20 protein-coding genes are annotated in these 20,495 nt (G+C 59.9%); 10 read left to right on the forward strand and 10 right to left on the reverse strand.

Going from position 1 to position 20,495, the window contains the following annotated elements:
• Window positions 1–339 precede the first annotated feature (339 nt).
• Window positions 340–1,053, reverse strand: coding sequence for an SDR family oxidoreductase (locus tag JOE09_RS18800; RefSeq protein WP_205066815.1), 714 nt, complete (start codon window positions 1,051–1,053; stop codon window positions 340–342).
• A gap of 106 nt (window positions 1,054–1,159) precedes the next feature.
• Window positions 1,160–2,062, reverse strand: a complete 903-nt coding sequence (locus JOE09_RS18805; RefSeq protein ID WP_205066816.1) for a LysR family transcriptional regulator — start codon at window positions 2,060–2,062, stop codon at window positions 1,160–1,162.
• A gap of 118 nt (window positions 2,063–2,180) precedes the next feature.
• Here JOE09_RS18805 and JOE09_RS18810 point away from each other — a divergent pair, with 118 nt between their 5' ends.
• Entirely contained in the window at window positions 2,181–3,575 is a 1,395-nt protein-coding gene (locus tag JOE09_RS18810) for an MFS transporter (protein ID WP_205066817.1), read from the forward strand.
• Window positions 3,576–3,579: 4 nt separating this feature from the next.
• On the opposite strand, the gene msrA is transcribed toward JOE09_RS18810, so the two are convergent.
• Complete coding sequence (msrA, locus tag JOE09_RS18815) at window positions 3,580–4,116, reverse strand: peptide-methionine (S)-S-oxide reductase MsrA (protein ID WP_200545013.1); 537 nt, start codon at window positions 4,114–4,116, stop codon at window positions 3,580–3,582.
• A 64-nt stretch (window positions 4,117–4,180) separates the two neighbouring features.
• Window positions 4,181–4,426, reverse strand: a complete 246-nt coding sequence (locus JOE09_RS18820) for a helix-turn-helix domain-containing protein (protein ID WP_205066818.1) — start codon at window positions 4,424–4,426, stop codon at window positions 4,181–4,183.
• 243 nt (window positions 4,427–4,669) lie between these two features.
• Between JOE09_RS18820 and JOE09_RS18825 the strand changes: the two genes are divergently transcribed.
• From JOE09_RS18825 to JOE09_RS18845, 5 genes are read left to right on the forward strand one after another with little or no spacing between them, the layout of a single operon-like run.
• The gene (locus tag JOE09_RS18825) at window positions 4,670–5,992 is read left to right on the forward strand and encodes an MmgE/PrpD family protein (protein WP_205066819.1); all 1,323 of its coding nucleotides are present in this window, start codon (window positions 4,670–4,672) and stop codon (window positions 5,990–5,992) included.
• A 16-nt stretch (window positions 5,993–6,008) separates the two neighbouring features.
• Entirely contained in the window at window positions 6,009–7,358 is a 1,350-nt protein-coding gene (locus JOE09_RS18830; protein ID WP_105591673.1) for an LLM class flavin-dependent oxidoreductase, read from the forward strand.
• A 3-nt stretch (window positions 7,359–7,361) separates the two neighbouring features.
• Window positions 7,362–8,258, forward strand: coding sequence for an ABC transporter substrate-binding protein (locus JOE09_RS18835; protein WP_205066820.1), 897 nt, complete (start codon window positions 7,362–7,364; stop codon window positions 8,256–8,258).
• On the forward strand, window positions 8,255–9,157 hold the full coding sequence (locus JOE09_RS18840; RefSeq protein ID WP_200559254.1) for an amino acid ABC transporter permease: 903 nt from the start codon (window positions 8,255–8,257) through the stop codon (window positions 9,155–9,157). Before JOE09_RS18835 ends, JOE09_RS18840 begins: the two co-directional genes overlap by 4 nt.
• Window positions 9,154–9,915, forward strand: coding sequence for an amino acid ABC transporter ATP-binding protein (locus tag JOE09_RS18845; protein ID WP_205066821.1), 762 nt, complete (start codon window positions 9,154–9,156; stop codon window positions 9,913–9,915). Before JOE09_RS18840 ends, JOE09_RS18845 begins: the two co-directional genes overlap by 4 nt.
• A 74-nt stretch (window positions 9,916–9,989) precedes the next feature.
• Here JOE09_RS18845 and JOE09_RS18850 read toward each other — a convergent pair whose 3' ends face one another.
• The 4 genes from JOE09_RS18850 to JOE09_RS18865 are packed head-to-tail and all read right to left on the reverse strand — an operon-like array spanning window position 9,990 to window position 13,891.
• Complete coding sequence (locus JOE09_RS18850; protein WP_234471685.1) at window positions 9,990–10,703, reverse strand: hypothetical protein; 714 nt, start codon at window positions 10,701–10,703, stop codon at window positions 9,990–9,992.
• A gap of 33 nt (window positions 10,704–10,736) precedes the next feature.
• Window positions 10,737–11,882 (reverse strand): lactonase family protein, encoded by a 1,146-nt coding sequence (locus JOE09_RS18855; protein ID WP_205066822.1) that lies wholly within the window; start codon window positions 11,880–11,882, stop codon window positions 10,737–10,739.
• Between the two features lie 41 nt (window positions 11,883–11,923).
• Complete coding sequence (gene otnC / locus JOE09_RS18860; protein WP_205066823.1) at window positions 11,924–12,562, reverse strand: 3-oxo-tetronate 4-phosphate decarboxylase; 639 nt, start codon at window positions 12,560–12,562, stop codon at window positions 11,924–11,926.
• A 21-nt stretch (window positions 12,563–12,583) separates the two neighbouring features.
• Entirely contained in the window at window positions 12,584–13,891 is a 1,308-nt protein-coding gene (locus JOE09_RS18865) for an MFS transporter (protein WP_205066824.1), read from the reverse strand.
• 236 nt (window positions 13,892–14,127) lie between these two features.
• Between JOE09_RS18865 and JOE09_RS18870 the strand changes: the two genes are divergently transcribed.
• Complete coding sequence (locus tag JOE09_RS18870; protein ID WP_105591666.1) at window positions 14,128–15,162, forward strand: LacI family DNA-binding transcriptional regulator; 1,035 nt, start codon at window positions 14,128–14,130, stop codon at window positions 15,160–15,162.
• A 68-nt stretch (window positions 15,163–15,230) separates the two neighbouring features.
• On the opposite strand, the gene JOE09_RS18875 is transcribed toward JOE09_RS18870, so the two are convergent.
• The gene (locus JOE09_RS18875) at window positions 15,231–15,932 is read right to left on the reverse strand and encodes a molybdate ABC transporter substrate-binding protein (RefSeq protein ID WP_205066825.1); all 702 of its coding nucleotides are present in this window, start codon (window positions 15,930–15,932) and stop codon (window positions 15,231–15,233) included.
• A gap of 17 nt (window positions 15,933–15,949) precedes the next feature.
• Window positions 15,950–17,185 (reverse strand): alpha-hydroxy acid oxidase, encoded by a 1,236-nt coding sequence (locus tag JOE09_RS18880; protein ID WP_205066826.1) that lies wholly within the window; start codon window positions 17,183–17,185, stop codon window positions 15,950–15,952.
• Between the two features lie 227 nt (window positions 17,186–17,412).
• Between JOE09_RS18880 and JOE09_RS18885 the strand changes: the two genes are divergently transcribed.
• From JOE09_RS18885 to JOE09_RS18895, 3 genes are all read left to right on the forward strand, one after another.
• Window positions 17,413–18,081 (forward strand): aspartate/glutamate racemase family protein, encoded by a 669-nt coding sequence (locus JOE09_RS18885; RefSeq protein ID WP_205066827.1) that lies wholly within the window; start codon window positions 17,413–17,415, stop codon window positions 18,079–18,081.
• 3 nt (window positions 18,082–18,084) lie between these two features.
• A complete protein-coding gene (otnK, locus tag JOE09_RS18890) occupies window positions 18,085–19,347 on the forward strand; it encodes a 3-oxo-tetronate kinase (RefSeq protein ID WP_205066828.1) in 1,263 nt (420 codons plus the stop codon).
• 151 nt (window positions 19,348–19,498) lie between these two features.
• On the forward strand, window positions 19,499–20,482 hold the full coding sequence (locus JOE09_RS18895) for a sugar ABC transporter substrate-binding protein (RefSeq protein WP_205066829.1): 984 nt from the start codon (window positions 19,499–19,501) through the stop codon (window positions 20,480–20,482).
• Window positions 20,483–20,495 lie beyond the last annotated feature (13 nt).

The following is a 20,495-nucleotide window of genomic DNA, read 5'->3' on the forward strand; positions in this document are numbered from 1 at the left end:
AGAGCTGAAGAGCTGAAGAGCTGAAGAGCTGAAGAGCTGAAGAGCTGAAGAGCTGAAGAGCTGAAGAGCTGAAGAGCTGAAGAGCTGAAGAGCTGGAGGGATAAGTTTGCGATTGCAGGAGGTATTATGCCCAAGAAAGAAGATAAAAAAGAGAACCGGAAGTAGGTTAAACCAACCGGAACTGCCTCCTGCCTGAGAGGTTGTCGTGGCTAAGCAGGGGGCAATATCCGGCTGGCTTTTAAGGGTTGAGAGCGCACAGTTCGTTCCAGTAGCTAAAGCGAATATGGCGCTTCAGTTCCCGGCTGAGGTTAAACAGATTCACGAATCCTCCTCTGTTGACTAGCGTTTAGCACTATCGCGACGCGGTCTGACAACCACGTCGGCAATCTGAGTGTCTTCTGAAGCGTCAACCACCAGACGAACCGCCGCCGCAACGGATTCCGGCGTGCTGTAGGCAAGGGGATCGATAGCGGAAAAATCACCGGCACGCTCGCGGCTTTTGCGATTCATCGGTGTGTCGGTCGGGCCCGGTGACACTGTCGCAACGCGCACGCCGTTTTCGCTCTCTTCAGTGCGCAGGGCATGGGCCAGAGCGTTGAGCGCAAACTTGCTGGCTGAGTACACCGCGTGCCCGGCAAGTGCCAGCGTGCCGGAACCTGAATTGATAAACACCACCTGGCCCTGCTCTTTTCGCAGTAAAGGCAATGCCAGTCGGGTCAGTTCTGCAGGGGCAAAAAGGTTGATAGAAAACTGTTTCTGCCACTGCTCGGGAGTGGCCTGCTCCACGCTCAGCCTTTCCGAAATCGCCGCTGAGTGAACCAGTACGGCAACAGCCGACAGGCGGTCGGTAAAGTTTTTCAGAGCCTGATTATCGAGAAGGTCCAGCTCTACGGCTTCGATATGCTGGATTTGCTGTAGCTCAGCCAGCGCTTCAGCCGAGCGTCCGATAGCGAAAACCTGATGGTCGGTTGCCAGATCGCGTGCGATGGCCAGGCCGATACCGCTGGTGGCTCCGGTGACAATGGCCACCGGACGGGAAGATGCAGTCGTCATATTCACTCCTTGTCATAAATGACAGTGACGCTACCATTCACACCGGCTCAGAGCGAGAGACTTATTCTGCTTTGGATACCCGCCAGGCGGGAATGATATTGCCCGCTTAGCACGGGCTAAAACCGGCGACCAGCGTATCAATCGCCAGCCGTAAACGCTGTGGCATTGCGGCGGTTTTTAACCATACCGCAGAGATGGGTAGCCCTTGAGCCTGGCTCTGTGGAAGCAGCTCAATCAGTTCACCATCACGGATATGTTCACCGACCAGCCACTGCGGCAGCTGCGCAATTCCGTATCCGTCCAGTACCGCACAGTAAACTGCGCTCAGCGTGCTAAACCGCAGGCCCTCTTCGGGCTGCCACCAGAATGGTTTTCCGCCGCTGTCTTTTAGAATCCACGACTGGGTACGTCCCTGCTCCGGCAACGTAATATGCCGGTGCCCTGTCAGTTCGCTGAGCGAGGCTGGCATGCCGGATGCTGCCAGATAACTCGGTGAGGCACACAGCTGCATCTGCTGCACCCCAAGCTGGCGGGAAGTGAGATCGCTGTGATGGCCGGGGCTGCCGATGCGCACAGCCAGATCGATTCCCGATTCTGCAAGGTCCACTCGCCGGGTGGAAAAGTGCATATCAAGCGTGAGTCCGGGCCAGCGGCGCGTCATCGGCAGCAGCAGCGGCATCACCTGCTTCTCGCCAAACAGCGGCGGAGCGGCGACCCGCAGGCAGCCGGTGGGGACGGAGGCGTGGGCGGTGAGTCGGTTTTCCGCGGCATCAAGATCGGCAAGGATGCGCAGACAGTCCTGATAAAATCGCTGACCCTCGCTGGTTAATGACAGCGTGCGCGTGGTGCGTAAAAAGAGCTTAACCTGCAATCGCGCTTCAAGCCGGGCTATTGCCTTGCCTACTGTGGACCGCGACTGACCAAGCTGCTCTGCCGCCAGGCTGAATCCGCCCGCCTGCGCTGCCTGTACAAAAGCCCTGATACCACTGAGTCTGTCTCCGGGGATCATGGTCACCTCTGGGTTATGGACGACATCAATTCGCCAGTATGACGAATTATCAGCGCAAATGGCGAAAAAAATACGCGATAACCTTGTGCTGACCGATTTCGCTTCACAGGAACGCACAATGACCGATCGAGTAAACCATACGCCCCGACAACAGGTTGGATTAATCACCGGGATCTGCATCGCCAGCTTTGCCGGCTGCCTTGACTTCACTATTGTTAACACCGCTCTGCCCGCCATCCAGCAGCATTTCCCTGCCGGGCTTGACGGTGTGCAGTGGGTGATGACGCTGTTCGTGATAGCGCTCTGCTGCTGTATGGTACTGGCCACCAGACTGGCCGATCGTTATGGAAAACGCGAAGTGCTGTACGGCGGTATGCTGTTGTTCACCCTGGCTTCATTGAGTGCCGGGCTGGCAGTCAGTCTGCCGATGCTGGTCGTCAGCCGGTTGATTCAGGGAGCCGGTTGCGCCGTGCTGTATACCGCAACGGCGGCGATACTGGTTGAGTCGATAGCAGAATCGCAGCGCGGGCGGGCACTCGGCCTGCTGTTTGCCGCAAACGGGCTTGGCCTGACGCTGGGGCCGGTTGCGGGCGGCGTGCTGGTTGAGCTGCTGGGCTGGCGGGCGGTATTTTTGATTAACGTTCCGCTGATGGCGTTCAGTTATTTTTGCTGTTTGGGAAAGATAGCCGTGAAGCCGGGTTCGAAAACCCAGTCTGTCGATTATCCGGGCTGGATACTGCTGATCGGCGTACTGGTCCCGCTCCTGCTGCTGTCGGTGTACCTCAGCGACTGGGGCGCGTTCAGCCTGGCCTCTCTGCTGCTGCTGGCTATCTCACTGGCGTCGCTGCTGCTGTTTATCCGCTATGAGCGCCGGGTTGCCAACCCGCTCATTCAGCTGGGTGTTCTCAGTAATCAACTGTTCCGCCGCGCCTGCGGGCTTTCCATTCTGCTGGCGGTGTTCTACTGTTCCGCCTTCCTGCTGATGCCGTTTAAGCTACTGGAGCTGTATTCATTGAATGCGGCGCAGCTGGGCGTGATGCTGCTGCCGGTGACGCTGGTGATGGCGCTGGTCTCACCGCTGACGGGGAAGTTAAGCGACCGCTTCGGCCCGTGGCCGGTGCTGGCGGCGGGATTTGTGATGCTGGCATTGTCGGGGATTTTGCAAAGTCGATTCTCCGCACCGCCGTCGCTGGCGATGACCGTTGTGGCCTTTGTGCTGATGGGCGCGGGCTGGGGCGCGATCCTCGGGCCATCCGTTGCTGCCGCACTGGCTGCGCTGCCTGAAACATTGCACGGTCAGGGGATCGGGATTTCGTGGACGCTGCACAATCTCGGCGGGGCGCTGGGTTTAACGATCGCCACGCAGATCTATCAACGACTGGGAACGGAAACAGGTTACAGCTGGGTCATGGTTATTTTGGCGTTGCTGTCACTACTGGGGGCGGGGCTGGCATTTGTTTCATGGCGCAGCACCCGCCGGAAACTGGCTGATGCTGCCACCGGTGCTGAGTAGGAACTCAGCCGGAGATAGTTTTTGCCGCAAAGCGCTTACGTAATTTTTGCAGCTTAGGCGGGATCACGGCCAGGCAGTAACGGTTTTCCTGGCCTTCACCGGCCCAGTAGTCCTGATGATAATCCTCTGCCGGATACCATGGCGCGTCATCTTCAATCGTGGTGACGATGGGATCGCTGTGATCGGCCTGCGCACGGACAATTGCGGCGCGGGCTTCTTCTTCCTGAGCCGGGTTCGTCGGGAAGATAGCAGAACGATACTGCGTGCCGATATCGTTACCCTGGCGGTTCAGCTGGGTTGGATCGTGTGTGGCAAAGCTGATATCCAGCAAATCGCCATAGCCGATCTGCTGCGGGTCAAAGCCAATACGGATGGCTTCGGCATGGCCGGTGTCGCCATTGCACACCTGACGATAGGTCGGGTCGACCGTATGGCCGCCAATATAGCCGCTCTCAATGGACTCGACGCCAGCGATCTGTTTAAACACGGCTTCGGTACACCAGAAACAGCCGCCTGCGATAGTTGCGTATTCAGTTGCCATTATTTTACTCCTTCAGGGAAATCCCCGTTTATCAGCCTTTCTATATAAGAGCAGCCAGCGTCATTTACAAGTCAGCGGCCACGCTTTTTTCACTCAGCCTGGCCGACTGGGGAAAAATCTCCAGCTGCAGATGTAATGCATTGCAGGCTCGCAGCAGGGTATCAATATGGCACACCCCGGTTTTTTCCAGGCGGGAAATAGCCGACTGCGTGGTGCCACAGATCTCGGCCAGATGCTGCTGGTTGATGCCCTGTGCACTGCGAACACTGCGGATAACGATGCCAAAGTCGGCGGGCGTTCTGACTTTCATTCGCGCTCATCCTGCTGTGGGTGAGTACACATTATAGCAGTGATGCGATAAAGCGAATTTATAGCAGTACCGCTATATAGAGTGAATAATCGTATAAAGATAGCCATTACGGGCTTTCTGCTTAGTTCATTTAGGAATGGGTTATAACGGTTGGTTATTGGCTGTGGTGCGGTGAAGCAAAGAAAATGGAGCTAATTTATAACATATTGATTTATGTCAATACAGTGATAAAAAAGGTGTATTTTGAATAACTCACTGACCGCACTGCTGGCCGAAACGCTTCTCTCCCGCCATCCCGGAGACGCGGAGCGGCAAAACGCCCGAGAAGGCGCGAAGGATTATTTTGCCTGCCTGTTCCCGGTACTCTACGGCAGCGTGGTCGACAGCGGACTGGAGCCGGTTATCCGGGTCTTCCCCGCGCTGCATTCAAAGGAAAACCTTGCGCTGCAGCTGGGCTACATCAGCCACGCGCTGGATTTCGACGACTATCATCCTGCCTTTCGCGGCCATCCGACCACGGTCGTGCTGTCAACGCTGCTGGCGCTGAGCAAGGCCTCGCCGACGGTGAGCATTGATGCTTTCCTCGATGCCTATGTGGTGGGCGTTGAGCTGGCGGGCAGACTGGGTAAAGCCATCGGCACCCGGCACTACAGCGCCGGTTTCCACAGCACCGCCACCCTGGGCACCATTGCCGCCACCGGTGCGGCCTGCCGCCTGCTGAACCTGAGCGTCCGCACCACGCAGATTGCCCTCGGTCTGGCGGCTACTCAGGCTTCCGGTCTGCGCAGCCAGTTTGGCTCTGCGGCGAAACCGCTGCACGCCGGACTGTCGGCGCGCAGCGCGGTGAACAGCGTGCAGCTGGCTCAGGCTGGTTTTGGCGGTCAGCCGGATGGCGTGCTGGAAAGCTTCCTGCAGATCCTGGGTTTCGATGCCGCGCAGCCGGAACAGCTGCTGGCGGAGTGGGGCAATCCGTGGCGCATTATCGCGCCGGGCCTGGAGTTCAAGCGTTATCCCACCTGCGGCGGCACGCACAGCGCGGCTGAAGCGGCGTTCGTTTTGCGTCAGCAGCTGGAGGAAAGAGGGCAGGGCGCTGTCGCTCAGATCATTGACCGCATTGAGGTCAGCTTCCCACCGGGGGCCGATACCGCGCCGAATATCATCGCGCCGAAAAACGGCGTGGAAGCACGCTTCAGCCTGGAGTACGTCATTGCCGATGCGCTGATCAACGGATCGGTGGCGCTGGAAAATTACACCGAAGCGCCGGTCAAAGCCGATATCGCCGAACTGGCCGCGCGCGTCAGTCGCCACCCGGACCCGACGGCACCTGACGATGAGCTGGACCCCGATCGCCGTTTCCATCGTGTGACGCTGTTTCTCAACGACGGCAGCCAGCTCAGCCACTGCGTCACCCGGGAGGAAACCGCTGCCGCCTATACCGACGTGGAGGCAAAACTCCGCAACAGTCTCAGCGCGCTGCCTGCGCTTCTGGCGCAGGGCGTGTTTAACGATGCACAGCTTGGCAGCGACGCCGCGCTGCATCGTCTCATTTCATTGCTCAGCAAATAACGAATAAGGGTTTCTCATGTCCGTAGAAAAAACCGCATCACGCCAGCTGCGCCTCGGCCTGTTTGTCCAGGCGCTGGGCCACCATGTAGGTGGCTGGCGCGCAGAAGGAGCCAAAGGCTCGCCGACCGACGTGGACTGGTTCACCTGGATCGCCAAAAAAGGCGAAGAGGGGCGATTTGACATGTTCTTCGTCGGCGATGCGCTGGCCACCAGCGTTCACCGCCTGCCGTCCACCATGTCGCGCCTGGAGCCGCTGACGCTGCTCTCCGCGCTGGCAGTGCAGACGAAGCACATCGGCCTGGCCGCGACCGCCTCCACCACCTTCGATGAGCCGTTCCACCTTGCGCGCGCGCTGTCTTCCGTCGACCATATCAGCCGTGGACGCGGTGCGTGGAACGTGGTGACCTCGTTCTCTACCGATGCGGCACGCAACTTCAGCCGCACCGATCTGCCTTCGCACGCTGAACGTTACGACATCGCCCGCGAATTCCTCGACGTCACCTTCAAGCTGTGGAACGGCTGGGAAGAGGGCGCTATCGTGCGTGAGAAGGATACAGGCCGTTACTCTGACGAAGCCAAAATTCATGCCGCGAACCACAAAGGCAAATACTTCCAGGTGCAGGGCCCGCTGAACATCGCCCGTTCACCGCAGGGACGCCCGGTGATCATCGAAGCCGGTTCATCCCCTGCCGGGCAGAAACTGGCGGCAGAAACCGCCGAAGTGGTGTTTACCGCCGCGGCATCGCTGGAAGAGGGCCAGGCCTTCTACCGTAGCCAGAAACAGTTCGTGCGTGAAGCCGGTCGTCACCCGGACCATCTGCTGATCCTGCCGGGCGTGATGCCGATTGTGGGCCGCACCCGCGAAGAAGCGCAGGAAACCTGGAACCAGCTGAACGAACTGGTGGATATCGATAACGGTATCGAACAGCTGTCGGCACGTTTCGGCGTGGATATGACCGCCTATCCGCTGGATGGCCCGGTGCCGGAGATTGGCGGAACCGAAGGCGGCCAGAGCCGCGTTAAGCTGCTGACCGAACTCGCCGCGCGTGAAAATCTGACCCTGCGCCAGCTGGCCGCCGTGGCGGCTGGTTCACGCGGTCACCGCGTGATTGTCGGCACCGCGTCTGATATCGCTGACGACTTCCAGCAGTGGCTGGAGCAGGAAGGGGCGGACGGCTTCAACATCATGCCTGCCGTGCTGCCAAACCAGCTGGAGCTGTTTGTGGAGCTGGTGGTGCCAGAGCTGCAGCGTCGTGGCCTGTTCCGTACCGAATACCAGTTCACTACCCTGCGTGAAAACCTCGGCCTGCCGTCGCCGGAAGAAAATTTTGCTGCCGTGCCCGCACTGGCGACTGAGAAGGAATAAACCATGAAAAAAACATTACTGACCGCCGCCGTTCTCAGCCTGTTTCCGCTGACTTCTGCGCTGGCCGCAGACCAGGACGTGGCCTTCAGCAGCAGCGTCAAGCCAAAGGCGGATGCAGCCCTGCACGCCACGCTGCCCGCCGATATCCTGAAGAAAGGCTTTATCGTTGCGGGTACCAACCCGAACACGCCGCCGACCACCTTCTATCAGGCGGATAACAAAACCCTCGCCGGGCGCGAAATCGACATCGTCAGCGCGGTGGCCGATCGTCTGGGAATTGCGGTTCACTGGCGCGATACCGGCGGCTTTGACAACATCATTCCCGGCCTGAAGTCCGGGCGTTACGATCTGGCCGCGTCCAATATCGACGCCAATAAAAAGCGTTTGCAGCAGGTGGATTTCGTCGGCTATTACAACGCCTCCAAGCTGGCGCTGATCTCGCGTAAGGATGCTGAACTGGGGCCGTTTAACACCTTCCCTGAGCTGTGTGGTAAAACCGTCGGTGCCGGTGCGGGCACTTCGCAGGTGACGCGCCTGCAGCAGGCAAGCGACGCCTGTAAAGCCGACGGCAAAGCGGAAATCACCATTCCGATCTTCCCGGATCGCCCGGCGGGCGTGCAGGCGGTGATCAGCGGCCGCGTGCCGATGTTCTTCGGCCCGTATGAAGGCCTGCGCTATCAGGCCAGCCACGTGAAAGCGCTGGCGCTGGCGGGCGAGATCACCATCGAAGACACCATCGTGTCGATTGCCCTGCCAAAAGAATCGCCGCTGGAAAAACCGGTTCAGGCGGCACTGAACTCGCTGATCGCGGACGGTACCTATCAGCAGATCCTCGATAAGTGGGAAATCGGTTTTGGCGCGGTGAAAAGCGCCGGTCTGAATGAAGAGATCGCCAAATGAGTCTGCGGCCTGACGAAGACAGCGCAGGCCTGCGGATAGTCGGGCATCGTCACTACGGGCGCTGGTTCAGCGCCCTGATCGTACTGCTGCTGGTGGCGCTGATGGGATCGTCGGTGGTCAGCAACCCCCGTTTCGAATGGGACGTGGTGGCGGAAAATCTGACGGAAGCGTCGATTATCAGCGGCGTGCTGATGACCATCAAGCTGACGGTGATCTCGGTGCTGTTTGGTTTCGCGGGCGGGACGATTCTGGCGCTGATGCGCCTCTCTGCCAACCCGGTGCTGGCGTGGGTCAGCTGGGTCTATACCTGGTTTTTCCGCGCGGTGCCGATGCTGGTTCAGCTGTTCCTGTGGTACAACATCGCCGCGCTCTATCCGAAGCTGTCGCTCTCTCTGCCGTTTGTCGGCGAAGTGTGGACCGCCACCACTAATGAAATCATCAGCCCGTTCAGCGCGGCGGTGATTGCGCTGGTGATGCACCAGTCGGCCTATGCGGCGGAGATCATCCGCGCCGGTATCCAGAGCGTGAATCCGGGCCAGCTGGAAGCGGCGAAAGCGCTGGGCTATCGTCCGGGGCAGATTTTCCGTCAGACGGTACTGCCGCAGGCGATGCGCACCATTCTGCCGCCTGCCGGTAATGAAGTGATCGGTCAGCTGAAAACCACCGCCGTGGTGTCGGTGATTGCCCTGCAGGACGTGCTCTACTCGGCGCAGATTATCTATCAGCGCACCTACGAGGTGATCCCGCTGCTGCTGGTGGCTACCGGCTGGTATTTACTGATGACTTCGGTGCTGTCCGTCGGCCAGTACTATGTCGAAGCCTGGTTCAGCCGCGGCAACGCACCGGTGAAACGCAGCTGGTTCCGCCGCACGGCAAACGTAGAGGAGCACCAGTCATGAGTGAACCCATCCGACTGCGCGGCATCCGTAAACAGTTTTCCGGTAAAACGGTGCTGCACGATATCAATCTGGATATCGCCGCAGGATCGGTAACGGTGATCCTCGGGCCGTCCGGCTCGGGGAAATCGACGCTGCTGCGCTGCATTAACCATCTGGAAAAACTCGATGCCGGCACTATCCACGTCGGCGAAGCGCTGGTTGGCTATCGCCGCAAAGGCCAGCATCTGGTTGAGCTGGCGGAGCATCAGGTAGCCCTGCAACGGCAGAGCATCGGCATGGTGTTTCAGCAGTTCAACCTGTTCCCGCACCGTACCGTGCTGCAAAACGTGATGGACGCGCCGCTGCGTATCCGCAAGGAGAAACGCGCGGTAGTGGAAGCGCGTGCGCTGAAGCTGCTCGATCAGGTCGGACTGGCACATCGCGTCAGCGCCTGGCCGCGTGAGCTTTCCGGCGGTCAGCAGCAGCGTGTGGCGATTGCCCGTGCGCTGGCCATGGAACCGGGTGTGATGCTGTTTGATGAGCCGACATCAGCGCTGGACCCGGAACTGGTGGGCGAAGTGCTGCAGGTGATGAAACAGCTGGCGCATTCGGGCATCACCATGGTGGTGGTCACCCATGAGATCGGCTTTGCCCGCGAAGTGGCGGATAACATCGTGTTTATGGATAACGGCGCAATTGTCGAAAGCGGTGATGCGCGCACGCTGCTGGACAGTCCACAGCATCCGCGCCTGCGCGAGTTCCTCGCCAGCGTGCTGTAGTTTTTTGCCCGACAGGGCAGGGGAGGGGCGTAACCGTCGCAGCAAGCGTATGACGGTTACGCCGTTCGCAGATTTTACAGCAGTTCGTAATCGTTAAACTCCAGCGGCGTTTCACCGCCGTTGGTGAGTTCCACCTGGCCCGCCCCGGTGAGGAACGCATCACCACGATGAACCCAGATCTCCTTCACGCGATTCGGTTTACCCGGCTCCGCCAGCAGTAAACGCCCTTCGGTAAAGAACACTCTCACTCCCGGCCCGTGCTGCTCATACTGCGGTGCCACTTCACCCGGCTGTAGCCGAACCTTCCAGCCCTTCACCGTTTTTTCATCCAGTACCGGGTGGAACAGCGGGCTGTCCGGACGCGTGGCACCGCCAAAGTTCTGCGGGCCGTTTTGTTTAATCTCAAACGATACCTGATGATTGAGAGTGTTGTCGGTATTGCTGACCTTGTCCTCATCCGATTTGCCCTGATGCTGGCCGAACTTCACGTCGCCGGTCTTCATCCAGTGATCTTTGGCCGGATGATCCGGGTACGAGATGTGCACCATGCTGCCGCTGACGTGGGTGTTCACGTAATCCAGGTGCTGCTCGTGAAACTCGGTGGACTGACCCGGACGGATCATCACCCGCATCACGGTGACGTACTGGTTTTCCATAATCACGTGGTGCAGCGGTTCCAGATCGGTGGCGATGGCTTTTTCCGCCGCAGAGGCGGCCGGAATGGCACTCAGAACCAGCCCGCCAACAAACAGCGCCTCAATCAGCGTTTTCATTTTAAACGTCATCATAGCTCCTTACAGGGGTAAATAAGACCGATGGCATCACTCAACCAGGGTGACCCAGTTAGCGCCTTTGCCGGTGGGATAGCGGCCAAGCAGCGTCAGCGCGCCGGTGGACGAATTGATGGCATACAGCGACAGCTGCTCCGATTTCTGCCCGGACTCAATCAGGAAGCGGCCGCTGTTATCAATGGCAAAGCCGCGCGGCTGTGCTTCGGTTTTAATGCTTTGCAGCCGGGTCAGATGACCATCACCGGCATCAACCGAGAACGACGTCAGCGTGCTGCTGGTGCGCTCGGTGGAGTAGAGAAAGCGACCGTCCGGCGTCAGATGAATATCCGCCTGCCAGATGCGCGGCTTGTGCGACGGCGGCAGGTCGTCATCGCCGGTCAGTGGGCGCGCTTCGCCGCGCTGCATATCCTCATCCGGCGAGATGGACGATACATCCTCGTGCGCCGTCGCGCGGCCCGCATCGTCCAGGATGACGCGGGTGATATTGCCCGCCATCTCGTTCAGGATGTACATGTTGCGCTGGCCCTGCTTATCGCGCCGGGGGGCGATAACAAAGTGACGTGGCCCGGTTGCGGCCTCGTGCTGGATATTGATAAACGGCGGATCGAGCGGCGTGACTTTCCCGGTTGCGCCGTCAAAGCGGTACTGCAACAGCTGGTCTGTTCCAAGCTGGGTGACGTACAGATGGCGGTTTTCCGCATCCACCTGCACCGCATGGGCGCGCTTGCCGGTATGGACCACCTGTACCGGCTTCTCCACCACGTTGCCCGCGCTGTCGATCGCGTTGATGCTGAACAGATCGCCGCCGAACGAGGCACTGAGCAGGTAGTGCCCCTGCCTGTCGGTAGACAGATAAGCCATGCTCTCCGGCAGCGGGGTTTCGCTGGCTTTCAGCAGCGTGCCGTCGGGCTGAATACGATAAGCCACGACGCGATACGGCTTGCTGCGCACCGAGACGTAGAGCATTTTCTTATCCGGCGACACGACGGACGACATCGCTTTTTCTCCGGCGGGGAAGGTGCCCGTCGATTCGAGCGCCGGTTTGGTTTTATCCAGCTTATAGCCGGTCACCGTGCCGCTCGCGGCGTTAGACACATACACCAGGCTCTGCGCCTGGGCGCTGGCTGCGGCGCAGGAGAAGGCCAAAAGCATGGCTGCATACAAAGGTTTGTTCATCGGGGGTTCCTTGCCTGTTTTTGTAGGGTACAGCTTAGGAGTTACCAGCGGGTGCTGAACACCTCGCACAGCTCCGCCACCGCCGCCTGGCTCAGCGGTTCCGGTTTATCGGCAGAAAGCAGCCACAGACGGGCGGTTTCTTCCAGCTCTTCCAGCGCGGCGGTGGCGGTGGCCACGCTTTTGCCCCAGATAACCGGTCCGAGGCGCTCCAGCATTACGCCGCGCACTTCCAGCGCCAGGCGAGCCACCTGTTCGGCGACGTCCGCTGCGCCGGGTCGCTGGTAGCGGATCAACGGGATGCGGCCCACTTTCATCACCTGATAGGGGGTGATCGGCGGCAGAATGCTCTCCTGCTGCCAGACGCCCGCCAGCGTCAGGCCCACCAGATGGGTGGAGTGGGTATGAACCACCGCGCCCGCCTCCGCGTTACGGTCATAAACCTGGCGATGCAGCTGCAGGGTTTTCGACGGTTTATCCCCGGACACCCACTCACCGCTGGTGCTGACCTTGGCAATCTTTGCCGGGTCAAGGCGGCCGAGGCAGGCATCCGTTGGCGTAATCAGCCAGCCGTCTTCCAGACGGGCGCTGATGTTGCCGGCGGTGCCGACGGTGTAGCCGCGCTGAAACAGGTTGGCACCGGCCCAGCAGATCTCGTCGCGAAGTTGGTTTTCATTACTCATAATCATTCCCTGCACAATGGATTAACGATCGGTCGTCAGCGGTTTACCCAGCTGGCCGTCGGTTTTCAGTTCCAGCGGTTCCACTTTCCCCATGATGAACAGGAAGTTGAATGCGCCGAACAGACAGATACCACCGGCAACCAGCAGCGGTATCACAAAGGAGCCGTGGCTCAGCGTCAGCATCAGACCGGTGAACGATGCGGTGACGATGCCCGCCAGGTTTCCGGCGAAGTTCTGGATGCCGCCCAGCGTGCCCACATAGCCGGAAGACGGAGCCACATCGGCCGGTAGCGTCCAGATATTGGCAGCGGTAAATGCCAGACCGGCATAGGTCAGCGAGAACAGCACCAGAATCACCGTAATGCTGTCGGTGAAGGCGGCGAAGGCGATAACCGAGGAGAGCAGCATCCCGGCAATCAGACAGGTTTTACGTGCGGTGGTCAGCGAGAAGCCCTTGCGGTACAGCCAGTCGGAACAGACGCCACCGAGCAGACTGCCCGGGATACCCATCAGTGCCGGAATCGCGCCCAGCGTACCCAGCTCTTTCAGTGAGAAGCCGTGCGCGATGGTCAGATAGGTCGGGAACCAGGTGACGAAGAAGTAGGTGGCAAAGTTCATGCAGAAGAAGCCAATCATCATGCCCCACACGGTGCGGTAGCGGAACAGTGCTTTGATGCTGACTTTCTCGCTCTTATCCACCACGTGTACGCTGCGGTCTTCCAGCAGGTTCTGGCGTTCCTGCTCGTTCAGCCCCTTCATATCTTCCGGTTCGCGGTAGAAGGCCAGCCAGATAACCATCCAGATCAGGCCAATCGCGCCGGTGACGATAAACGACGTTTCCCAGTTCCAGGTGCTGATCAGCCAGGCGACCAGCGGCAGAGCGATGGCGCTACCGGCACGCGGGCCCGCATCGAAGATGCCGCTGGCGGTGGCGCGTTCTTTCTTGGCAAACCAGGAATACACCACTTTGGCACAGCCCGGATAGCCGCCGGATTCCCCGATGCCCAGCAGCAGACGTGCGCCAAACAGCGAGGCAAAACCGCGACCGAAGGCGGTAAAGACGGTAAACATCGACCACCAGCCGACGGCGATAGCCAGACCGGCACGAGCCCCCAGGCGGTCAATCAGACGACCGGCCGGGATCTGCATCAGCGCATAGGTCCAGAAGAAAGCGCCGAGGATCAGGCCCATACTGGTATCATCCAGTCCGAGGTCGGCTTTGATGTGCGGCGCGGCGATGGCCAGGTTAATGCGGTCTATGTAGTTGATGGCGATAGCAAAAAAGCAGAATGTTATCATCAGCCAACGGATCTTTGGGTATCTACGCATGGTGAATTCCTTTATTATCTTGATGTTATTTGACCTGGCGTGCGCACGCGGGTAAGTCGTTTGTTACAGATTAATTGTTATCGCCTGGTGATAAAATACCGGTATCTGATAACATGTCGTTAAAAGTAAGCGATTACAAAATACAGTCAAGCCAAAAGTAAGCGCTTTCAAAATGAATCGTCAGTTGTCTGCAAATTTTGTGGACGAGGTCACTAATTTCAGTCTGGAGTTCTAACATGTCCGATAAGTCCCTTCTGCCTGGCCGCGTGTCGCTGGAAGATGTCGCAAAGCGATCCGGCGTATCGACCGCAACCGTCTCCCGCGTGCTGAACGGCAGCACCACGGTCAAAGCGGCACGGCGCGAGGCGGTAGAACGCGCCTGTGAGGAGCTGGGATATGTGATTAATCGGGCAGCGCGCACTCTGGCCTCGCGCCGCAGCATGACCATCGGTGCCGTGGTGCCGACGCTGGCGACGGAAACCTTCTCGCGCCCGCTGGCGACCTTTCAGCAGAAAATTCACCAGTCCGGCTACACGCTGCTGCTGGCCAACTCTGATTTTGACCCGGATACCGAGTTGAAAGAGGTGAACAAGCTGGTGGAGTACGGTATCGATGCGCTGATGCTGGTGGGTAACTCACACCATCCCCGCCTGTGGGAGCGCATTGAGCAGCAGAATATCCCCTGTATCCAGACTTTTTCGGTGGACCAGCGCTATCCCAGCGTCGGCTATGACAACGAACAGGCGGCGGAAGAGCTGACGGCGCACCTGCTGGGGCTGGGGCATCAGCGTTTTGCGGTGATTGTTGGTACGCCGCCGTCGAACGACCGTGTTTCCGATCGTATCAGCGGCACCCGGCAGGCGCTGGCTAAGGCCGGGCTGGCGCTGGCGGAGGAGAATCTGGTGAACAGCGCGTTCACCATGAACGATGCGCGGCAGGCGATGTTCCGTCTGCTGGACGGCCCGACGCCGCCAACGGCGGTGATCTGCGGGAATGACCTGCTGGCGTTTGGCGCGATGCGTGGGGCGGCGGAGCGCTATCTGCGCATCCCGAACGATATTTCGATCACCGGCTTTAACGACTATGAGTATTCAGAGCATCTGGAGCACCCGCTGACCACCATGCGGGTGGAGCTGGACCGTATCGGCGAGCATGCGGCCGACTATCTGCTGGCCGCGCTGAATGGCGAAGAGGCCCCGCGCCAGACGCTACTGAAGCCGGAACTGATCGTGCGCAGCAGCACCGGATCGGCACCCCGCCAGCCGCGCTGAGCGGCTTTCATTACAGGGCCGCAGAGCACCCGGAACAGGTGCGTCCGTGAGTCACTTTCCGCGCTGAGCTACTCCCGCCAGCTTAATCCCGAGGCCTCGAAGATACGGCGGGCCTCGGCGGAGCGCAGAAATGCCAGCAGCCGCGCGGCATCTTCATGCTGCTCAGCCTCACTGAATACCCCGGCGGAGAACGACAGAGTTTTCTCTGCCCCCGGCGGCAGCGGGCCGATAATCTCAATCCCCTCCACGGTCAGCAGCTCGCTGATCTGCTGCACGGCGATATCCGCCTGACCTTCCACCAGCAGCCGGGCGGTAAAGCCCTCCGGAATGGTGGTGGCGCGCCGGTTAACCTCGTCGGCAATGCCCAAATTCTCCAGCAGCTGCCGGAAGTAGATGCCGCTCGCCCCGGCCAGTGAATAGCCGACGGAGCGCGCATTCAGCAGCGCCGCCTTCAGCGCTGCCACGCTGCTGATATCCGGATGCGGCGCGCCGGGCAGGGCAGCGAGGCCAATCTGCGAATCCACCAGCTCAATCCGGCTGGCCGCACGCACCTCGCCTGCGGCTATCAGCCGGTCCAGCGCATCGACGGTGACAATTACCGCATCGGCACGCTGCCCGGCGGCGATGTTTTTTTCAATCACCACCGTCGGCCCCCACGCGATATCCAGCGTAATGTCGGGATACTGCTGCTGCCACAGCGGCAGCAGCCGGTCAACAGCGGCGCGGATGGCCAGCACGCTAAATACGCGAAGCGTTGTTTTCTCGGTCATGTCCTGACTCCTGGTTATCACAGTTTGCGCAGATAGCTGTCGTCCAGTTCGCCCGGCGTACGAACGCCCAGCAGCGCCAGATCGCGGTCGATTTCATCACGCAGGATGCCCATCGCGTGCTCCACACCTGCCTGCCCGGCAACCACCGTCGCGTAAAGGAAAGGGCGACCGAGAAATACGAAGTCAGCCCCCAGCGCCATTGCCTTCATCACGTCGGTGCCGCGCCGGATGCCGCTGTCGATAATCACCTTCATATCGCCTTTCGCCGCCGCAATCTCCGCCAGCGTGAACAGTGGCGGGATGGTGTGGTCGAGCTGACGCCCACCGTGATTCGACAGGATCACCGCATCCGCGCCGAGATCGCGGGCGATAAACGCATCCTGCGGCGACATCAGCCCCTTAATCACCAGGTTACCGCGCCATTTTTTGCGAATGGCTTCGACGTTTTTCCAGCAGAGTTTGTCGCGTGCATTGGTGTTGCGCACCTTGCTGGACATCATCGGCGGGCCGCGTTCGGCATCGGTATTTTCAAAATGCGGCGCGCCGTGGCGCAGGAAGGTTTGCGCCACAGTCCCCAGCAGCCAGCGCGGGTTCATCGCGCTTTCAAACGCCACCTTCGGGGTGATTTTGATCGGCATACTGAAGCCGCTGCGGGTGTTGTGCTCGCGGTTGCCGAGCATCGGCGTATCCCCGGTCACCACCAGCGTCTGATACCCGGCAGCCTCCACGCGGTCCACCAGCCGGTCGATGCGCGGCTGATCCCCGGCCAGATAGGCCTGGAACCAGGCATCCGGGTTGGCGGCGTGCACGTCCTCCAGCTTCACCAGCGACGAGGCGCTGAGGATCATCGGCACGTTCATGCTGCGGGCGGCGCGGGCGAGGGCAATATCGGCCTGATAGGCCACGAAGGACGCACCGCCCAGCGGGGCCACGCCAAACGGGTGCTGATAGCGGTGGCCAAACAGATTTACCGACTGGTCGCGGCCGGAAACGTCGCGGAACATCCGTGGAATAAATTTAAAACGCTGATAGGCATCAAAATTTCCGGCAATGCCCTGGCCGGTTTCCACCCCGCCCGCCACGTACTGATAAATCATATTCGGCAGGCGGCGGCGCGCGTGGCGCTCAAAGTCATCCAGCGCCAGCAGATCGCGAAACTGGCGCGGCAGCTTTTTTGCCACGGACGGGCTGACCGCCGCGCTGTGCGGAACGGCAGCGGTCGGTAAAGAAGATGAGTTTGCAGGCGTTGTCATAGGGCGTTCTCACTGTCCATTTTTAGCGTTGTTGCCGGGCCAGGTGGCAGAGCAACCTGTTGCGTCGGGCATTAATTTTTGTAAGCGCTTTCAATTTTGCTGCCTTACACATAAAATTTCAACACCGTACGAGCGATGCCAACCTGTTTTTATGTGATCGGTATCACTTTACAGAAACAATTGTAAGCCCTTACATTAAGCCTGTACCCCGACAGACTGGAGTTGAAATGACATCGCGAATTGTTTTACTGCATGCCACCCCGGTGGCCATGGAGCCGATCCACACCGCCTTCGCCGAAATCTGGCCGCAGGCGGAAACCATCAATCTGCTGGATGACGGCCTGTCGATTGACCGCGCCCGCAGCCCGGAGCTCACCGAAGCGATGATCGATCGTTTTGTGCGCCTGGGTGAATACGCAGCGGATATGCAGGCCGAGGGCATTCTGATCACCTGCTCGGCGTTTGGCCCGGCGATTGACCGGCTGGCGGAAAAACTGACCATTCCGGTGCTGCGCCCGAACGAGGCGATGTTCCGCCAGGCCATCGCGCAGGGCAGCGATATCGGCATGCTGGCCACCTTTGGCCCGGCGGTGGAAACCATGACCGCAGAATTTGACGAGTACGTGGCGCGCACCGGTTCGGCCGCGCGGCTGACCACCGTGCTGGTGCCGGAGGCCATCGACCTGCTGAAAAAAGGTGATGCGCAGAGCCATAACCGGCTGGTGGCCGCGCGGGCCGCTGAGCTGGCGCACTGCGACGTGATTATGCTGGCGCACTTTTCCACCTCGCGTGCCGCCGCCGCCGTCCGCGAGCAGGTCAGCATTCCGGTGCTGACCGCGCCGCACGCCGCTGCCAGCCTGATGAAGGCCAGCGTAACCGACACCGGGGAGGAGTAAGCGATGCTGATTGGAGTGATTGCCGACGATTTTACCGGTGCCAGCGATATTGCCGTAACGCTGTCGAAGGGGCTGGAAGGGGAAGGCGGGCTGCGTACCACGCAGTATCTTGGCGTGCCGTCCGTTCAGGCTGATGCCTCGGTTGAGGCGGGCGTTATCGCGCTGAAAAGCCGTTCGCTGCCGGTGGATGAGGCGGTGGCGCAGTCGCTGGCCGCCTGCCGCTGGCTGCAGGAACAGGGCTGCGAGCAGATTATTTTTAAATACTGCTCCACTTTCGATTCCACCGAGGAGGGGAATATCGGGCCGGTGACCGACGCGCTGGCGGTGCACCTGGAAGCGCAGAGCGTAGTGATGTGCCCGGCGTTTCCGGCCATGGGCCGTACGCTGTATCAGGGACATCTGTTTGTCCACGACAGGCCGCTGAACGAATCCGGCATGCAGCACCATCCGCTGACGCCGATGACCGATGCCGATCTGCGCCGGGTGCTGGCGCGGCAGTCGCAAAACCGCGTCGGGCATATTGGCTGGCAAACGGTCAGTGCGGGCAGCGGGGCGGTACAGGCCGCGCTGGCCGCTCAGGCAGAAGAGGGCAGGGTGCTGGTGATTGTTGATGCTATCAGCAATGACGATCTCACCACTATCGGCAGCGCCTGCCGGGGAGCCGCGCTGGTGACCGGCGGGTCGGGAATTGCCCGGGCGCTGCCGCATAACTTTATTGCTGACGGGCGGGCGAAGGGGCAGCGCGCGGGCGTGCCGCAGGTGAGCGGCGCGGAAGCGATCCTCGTCGGCAGCTGTTCCGGGGCCACGCGCGGGCAGATCGCCGAGCATGAAAAGCAGCACCCGGTGCTGATGATTGACGTGAAAGAGGTGCTGAGCGGCGCAACGGGTCCGCAGCAGCTGGTGGACTTTATTCAGGCGCATCAGGGCCAGGCACCGCTGGTCTATTCTTCCGGCGATCCGGAAACGGTGCGCCAGCTGCAGCAGCAATACGGCCGTGAGAAGATAGCCGAAGCGCTGGATACGCTGTTTGGCCAGACGGCGCGGCAGCTGGTGGCCGAGGGTGTGCGGCGTCTGGTGGTCGGCGGCGGGGAAACCTCCGGGGCGGTGGTCAGCGCGCTGGATCTTGATGCCCTGACCATCGGGCAAGAGATCGATACCGGCGTTCCGGCGATGGTGTCCGGCGGCGAGCGTCCGATTGCCCTGGCGCTGAAATCAGGCAACTTCGGCGGCAGAGACTTTTTCGCCCGGGCGCTGAAAACGCTGTAAAGCAGACAAGTCGGACGCGGGCCACGGCACCGCGTCCGTACTGGCTTATATTTTTCAGGTATTAGATAGCTTTTTTAATTATTTTTTGGAATTAACAGCGCCTGATAGCGTAAATTTTCTACTAATAACATGATGAAAAGTGGGAAAATTTATGGCTTTCAAAATCAGTCGCGTGGCTGCTGTATTACTTGCCCTGGGAACCATCACCAACGTATCCGCGGCCGAGCAGGCGCTCTCTCTGCAAGGCAAAACCATCGGAATCGCCGTAGTGGGCACCCAGCACTTCTGGGATCGTGAGGCCTATAAAGGCGCCACGGAAGAGGTGGAAAAACTGGGTGGTAAGGTGGTGGGTGTTGACGGTGGCCGCGATAACCAGGTGCATGCGGATAACCACGACATCCTGCGCGCGCGCAAGGTGGATGCGGTGATCAGCATTCTCGGCGACAGCTCGGTGGAGCCAAAATTCAAAGCGCTGCGTGATGCCAACATTCCGGTCTTTACCGTCGATCACGTCTCGCCGTATTCGGTAAACAACACCACTTCAGATAACTACAGCCTCGGCAGCACCATTGGCCGCTATACGGCGGATGCGTTGGGTGGCAAAGGCACCGTGGCGGTGTTCAACGCCTTCTCGAACTCGCTGCGCATCTGCGGCATCCGCTACGATCAGTGGAAATATGTGTTGCAGGACTATCCGGGCATTAAGATCCTCCAGCCGGAGCTGGCCGAACAGTTCGCCAACTCGCCGGAAGATGCACGTAAGAAAACCCTCGAACTGCTGGGCCAGCATCCGAAAGGCACGCTGGATGCCATCCACGTTGCCTGCTGGGATCAGCCGGCCATCGGTATCGTACAGGCGCTGGAAGAAACCGGCCGCGACAAAGACGTGAAAGTCACCGCGATTGATGCCGGTCCGGACACGCTGGAAATCATGGCCGAGAAAGACAGCCCGTTCGTGGCCAACGTCGCCCAGCAGCCGCGTCTGATCGGCACCACCTCCGCCGACAACGTCGCCCGCTACTTCGGCGGCGCGAAGCTGCTGCCGCAGACTTTCGTACCGGTGCTGCCGGTGCAGGGTCCGGAAGAGGCGAAGGCGGTGTACAAACAGCTGGGCTACGGCGATCTGAAGGAGTAATCGCGGCGTGACT

The sequence above is a fragment of the Pantoea coffeiphila genome, assembly GCF_016909495.1.
Lineage (GTDB): Bacteria > Pseudomonadota > Gammaproteobacteria > Enterobacterales > Enterobacteriaceae > Erwinia > Erwinia coffeiphila.

What these genes read in the sequence shown, in the direction of transcription:
- JOE09_RS18885 (WP_205066827.1), top strand. Translation starts at nt 17,413, where the DNA reads ATGACATCGCGAATTGTTTTACTGCATGCCACCCCGGTGGCCATGGAG.
- JOE09_RS18830 (WP_105591673.1), top strand. Translation starts at nt 6,009, where the DNA reads ATGTCCGTAGAAAAAACCGCATCACGCCAGCTGCGCCTCGGCCTGTTT.
- JOE09_RS18895 (WP_205066829.1), top strand. Translation starts at nt 19,499, where the DNA reads ATGGCTTTCAAAATCAGTCGCGTGGCTGCTGTATTACTTGCCCTGGGA.
- JOE09_RS18810 (WP_205066817.1), top strand. Translation starts at nt 2,181, where the DNA reads ATGACCGATCGAGTAAACCATACGCCCCGACAACAGGTTGGATTAATC.
- JOE09_RS18805 (WP_205066816.1), bottom strand. Translation starts at nt 2,062, where the DNA reads ATGATCCCCGGAGACAGACTCAGTGGTATCAGGGCTTTTGTACAGGCA.
- JOE09_RS18835 (WP_205066820.1), top strand. Translation starts at nt 7,362, where the DNA reads ATGAAAAAAACATTACTGACCGCCGCCGTTCTCAGCCTGTTTCCGCTG.
- otnC (WP_205066823.1), bottom strand. Translation starts at nt 12,562, where the DNA reads ATGAGTAATGAAAACCAACTTCGCGACGAGATCTGCTGGGCCGGTGCC.
- JOE09_RS18875 (WP_205066825.1), bottom strand. Translation starts at nt 15,932, where the DNA reads ATGACCGAGAAAACAACGCTTCGCGTATTTAGCGTGCTGGCCATCCGC.
- otnK (WP_205066828.1), top strand. Translation starts at nt 18,085, where the DNA reads ATGCTGATTGGAGTGATTGCCGACGATTTTACCGGTGCCAGCGATATT.
- JOE09_RS18800 (WP_205066815.1), bottom strand. Translation starts at nt 1,053, where the DNA reads ATGACGACTGCATCTTCCCGTCCGGTGGCCATTGTCACCGGAGCCACC.
- JOE09_RS18865 (WP_205066824.1), bottom strand. Translation starts at nt 13,891, where the DNA reads ATGCGTAGATACCCAAAGATCCGTTGGCTGATGATAACATTCTGCTTT.
- JOE09_RS18820 (WP_205066818.1), bottom strand. Translation starts at nt 4,426, where the DNA reads ATGAAAGTCAGAACGCCCGCCGACTTTGGCATCGTTATCCGCAGTGTT.
- JOE09_RS18850 (WP_234471685.1), bottom strand. Translation starts at nt 10,703, where the DNA reads ATGATGACGTTTAAAATGAAAACGCTGATTGAGGCGCTGTTTGTTGGC.
- msrA (WP_200545013.1), bottom strand. Translation starts at nt 4,116, where the DNA reads ATGGCAACTGAATACGCAACTATCGCAGGCGGCTGTTTCTGGTGTACC.
- JOE09_RS18845 (WP_205066821.1), top strand. Translation starts at nt 9,154, where the DNA reads ATGAGTGAACCCATCCGACTGCGCGGCATCCGTAAACAGTTTTCCGGT.
- JOE09_RS18870 (WP_105591666.1), top strand. Translation starts at nt 14,128, where the DNA reads ATGTCCGATAAGTCCCTTCTGCCTGGCCGCGTGTCGCTGGAAGATGTC.
- JOE09_RS18840 (WP_200559254.1), top strand. Translation starts at nt 8,255, where the DNA reads ATGAGTCTGCGGCCTGACGAAGACAGCGCAGGCCTGCGGATAGTCGGG.
- JOE09_RS18880 (WP_205066826.1), bottom strand. Translation starts at nt 17,185, where the DNA reads ATGACAACGCCTGCAAACTCATCTTCTTTACCGACCGCTGCCGTTCCG.
- JOE09_RS18855 (WP_205066822.1), bottom strand. Translation starts at nt 11,882, where the DNA reads ATGAACAAACCTTTGTATGCAGCCATGCTTTTGGCCTTCTCCTGCGCC.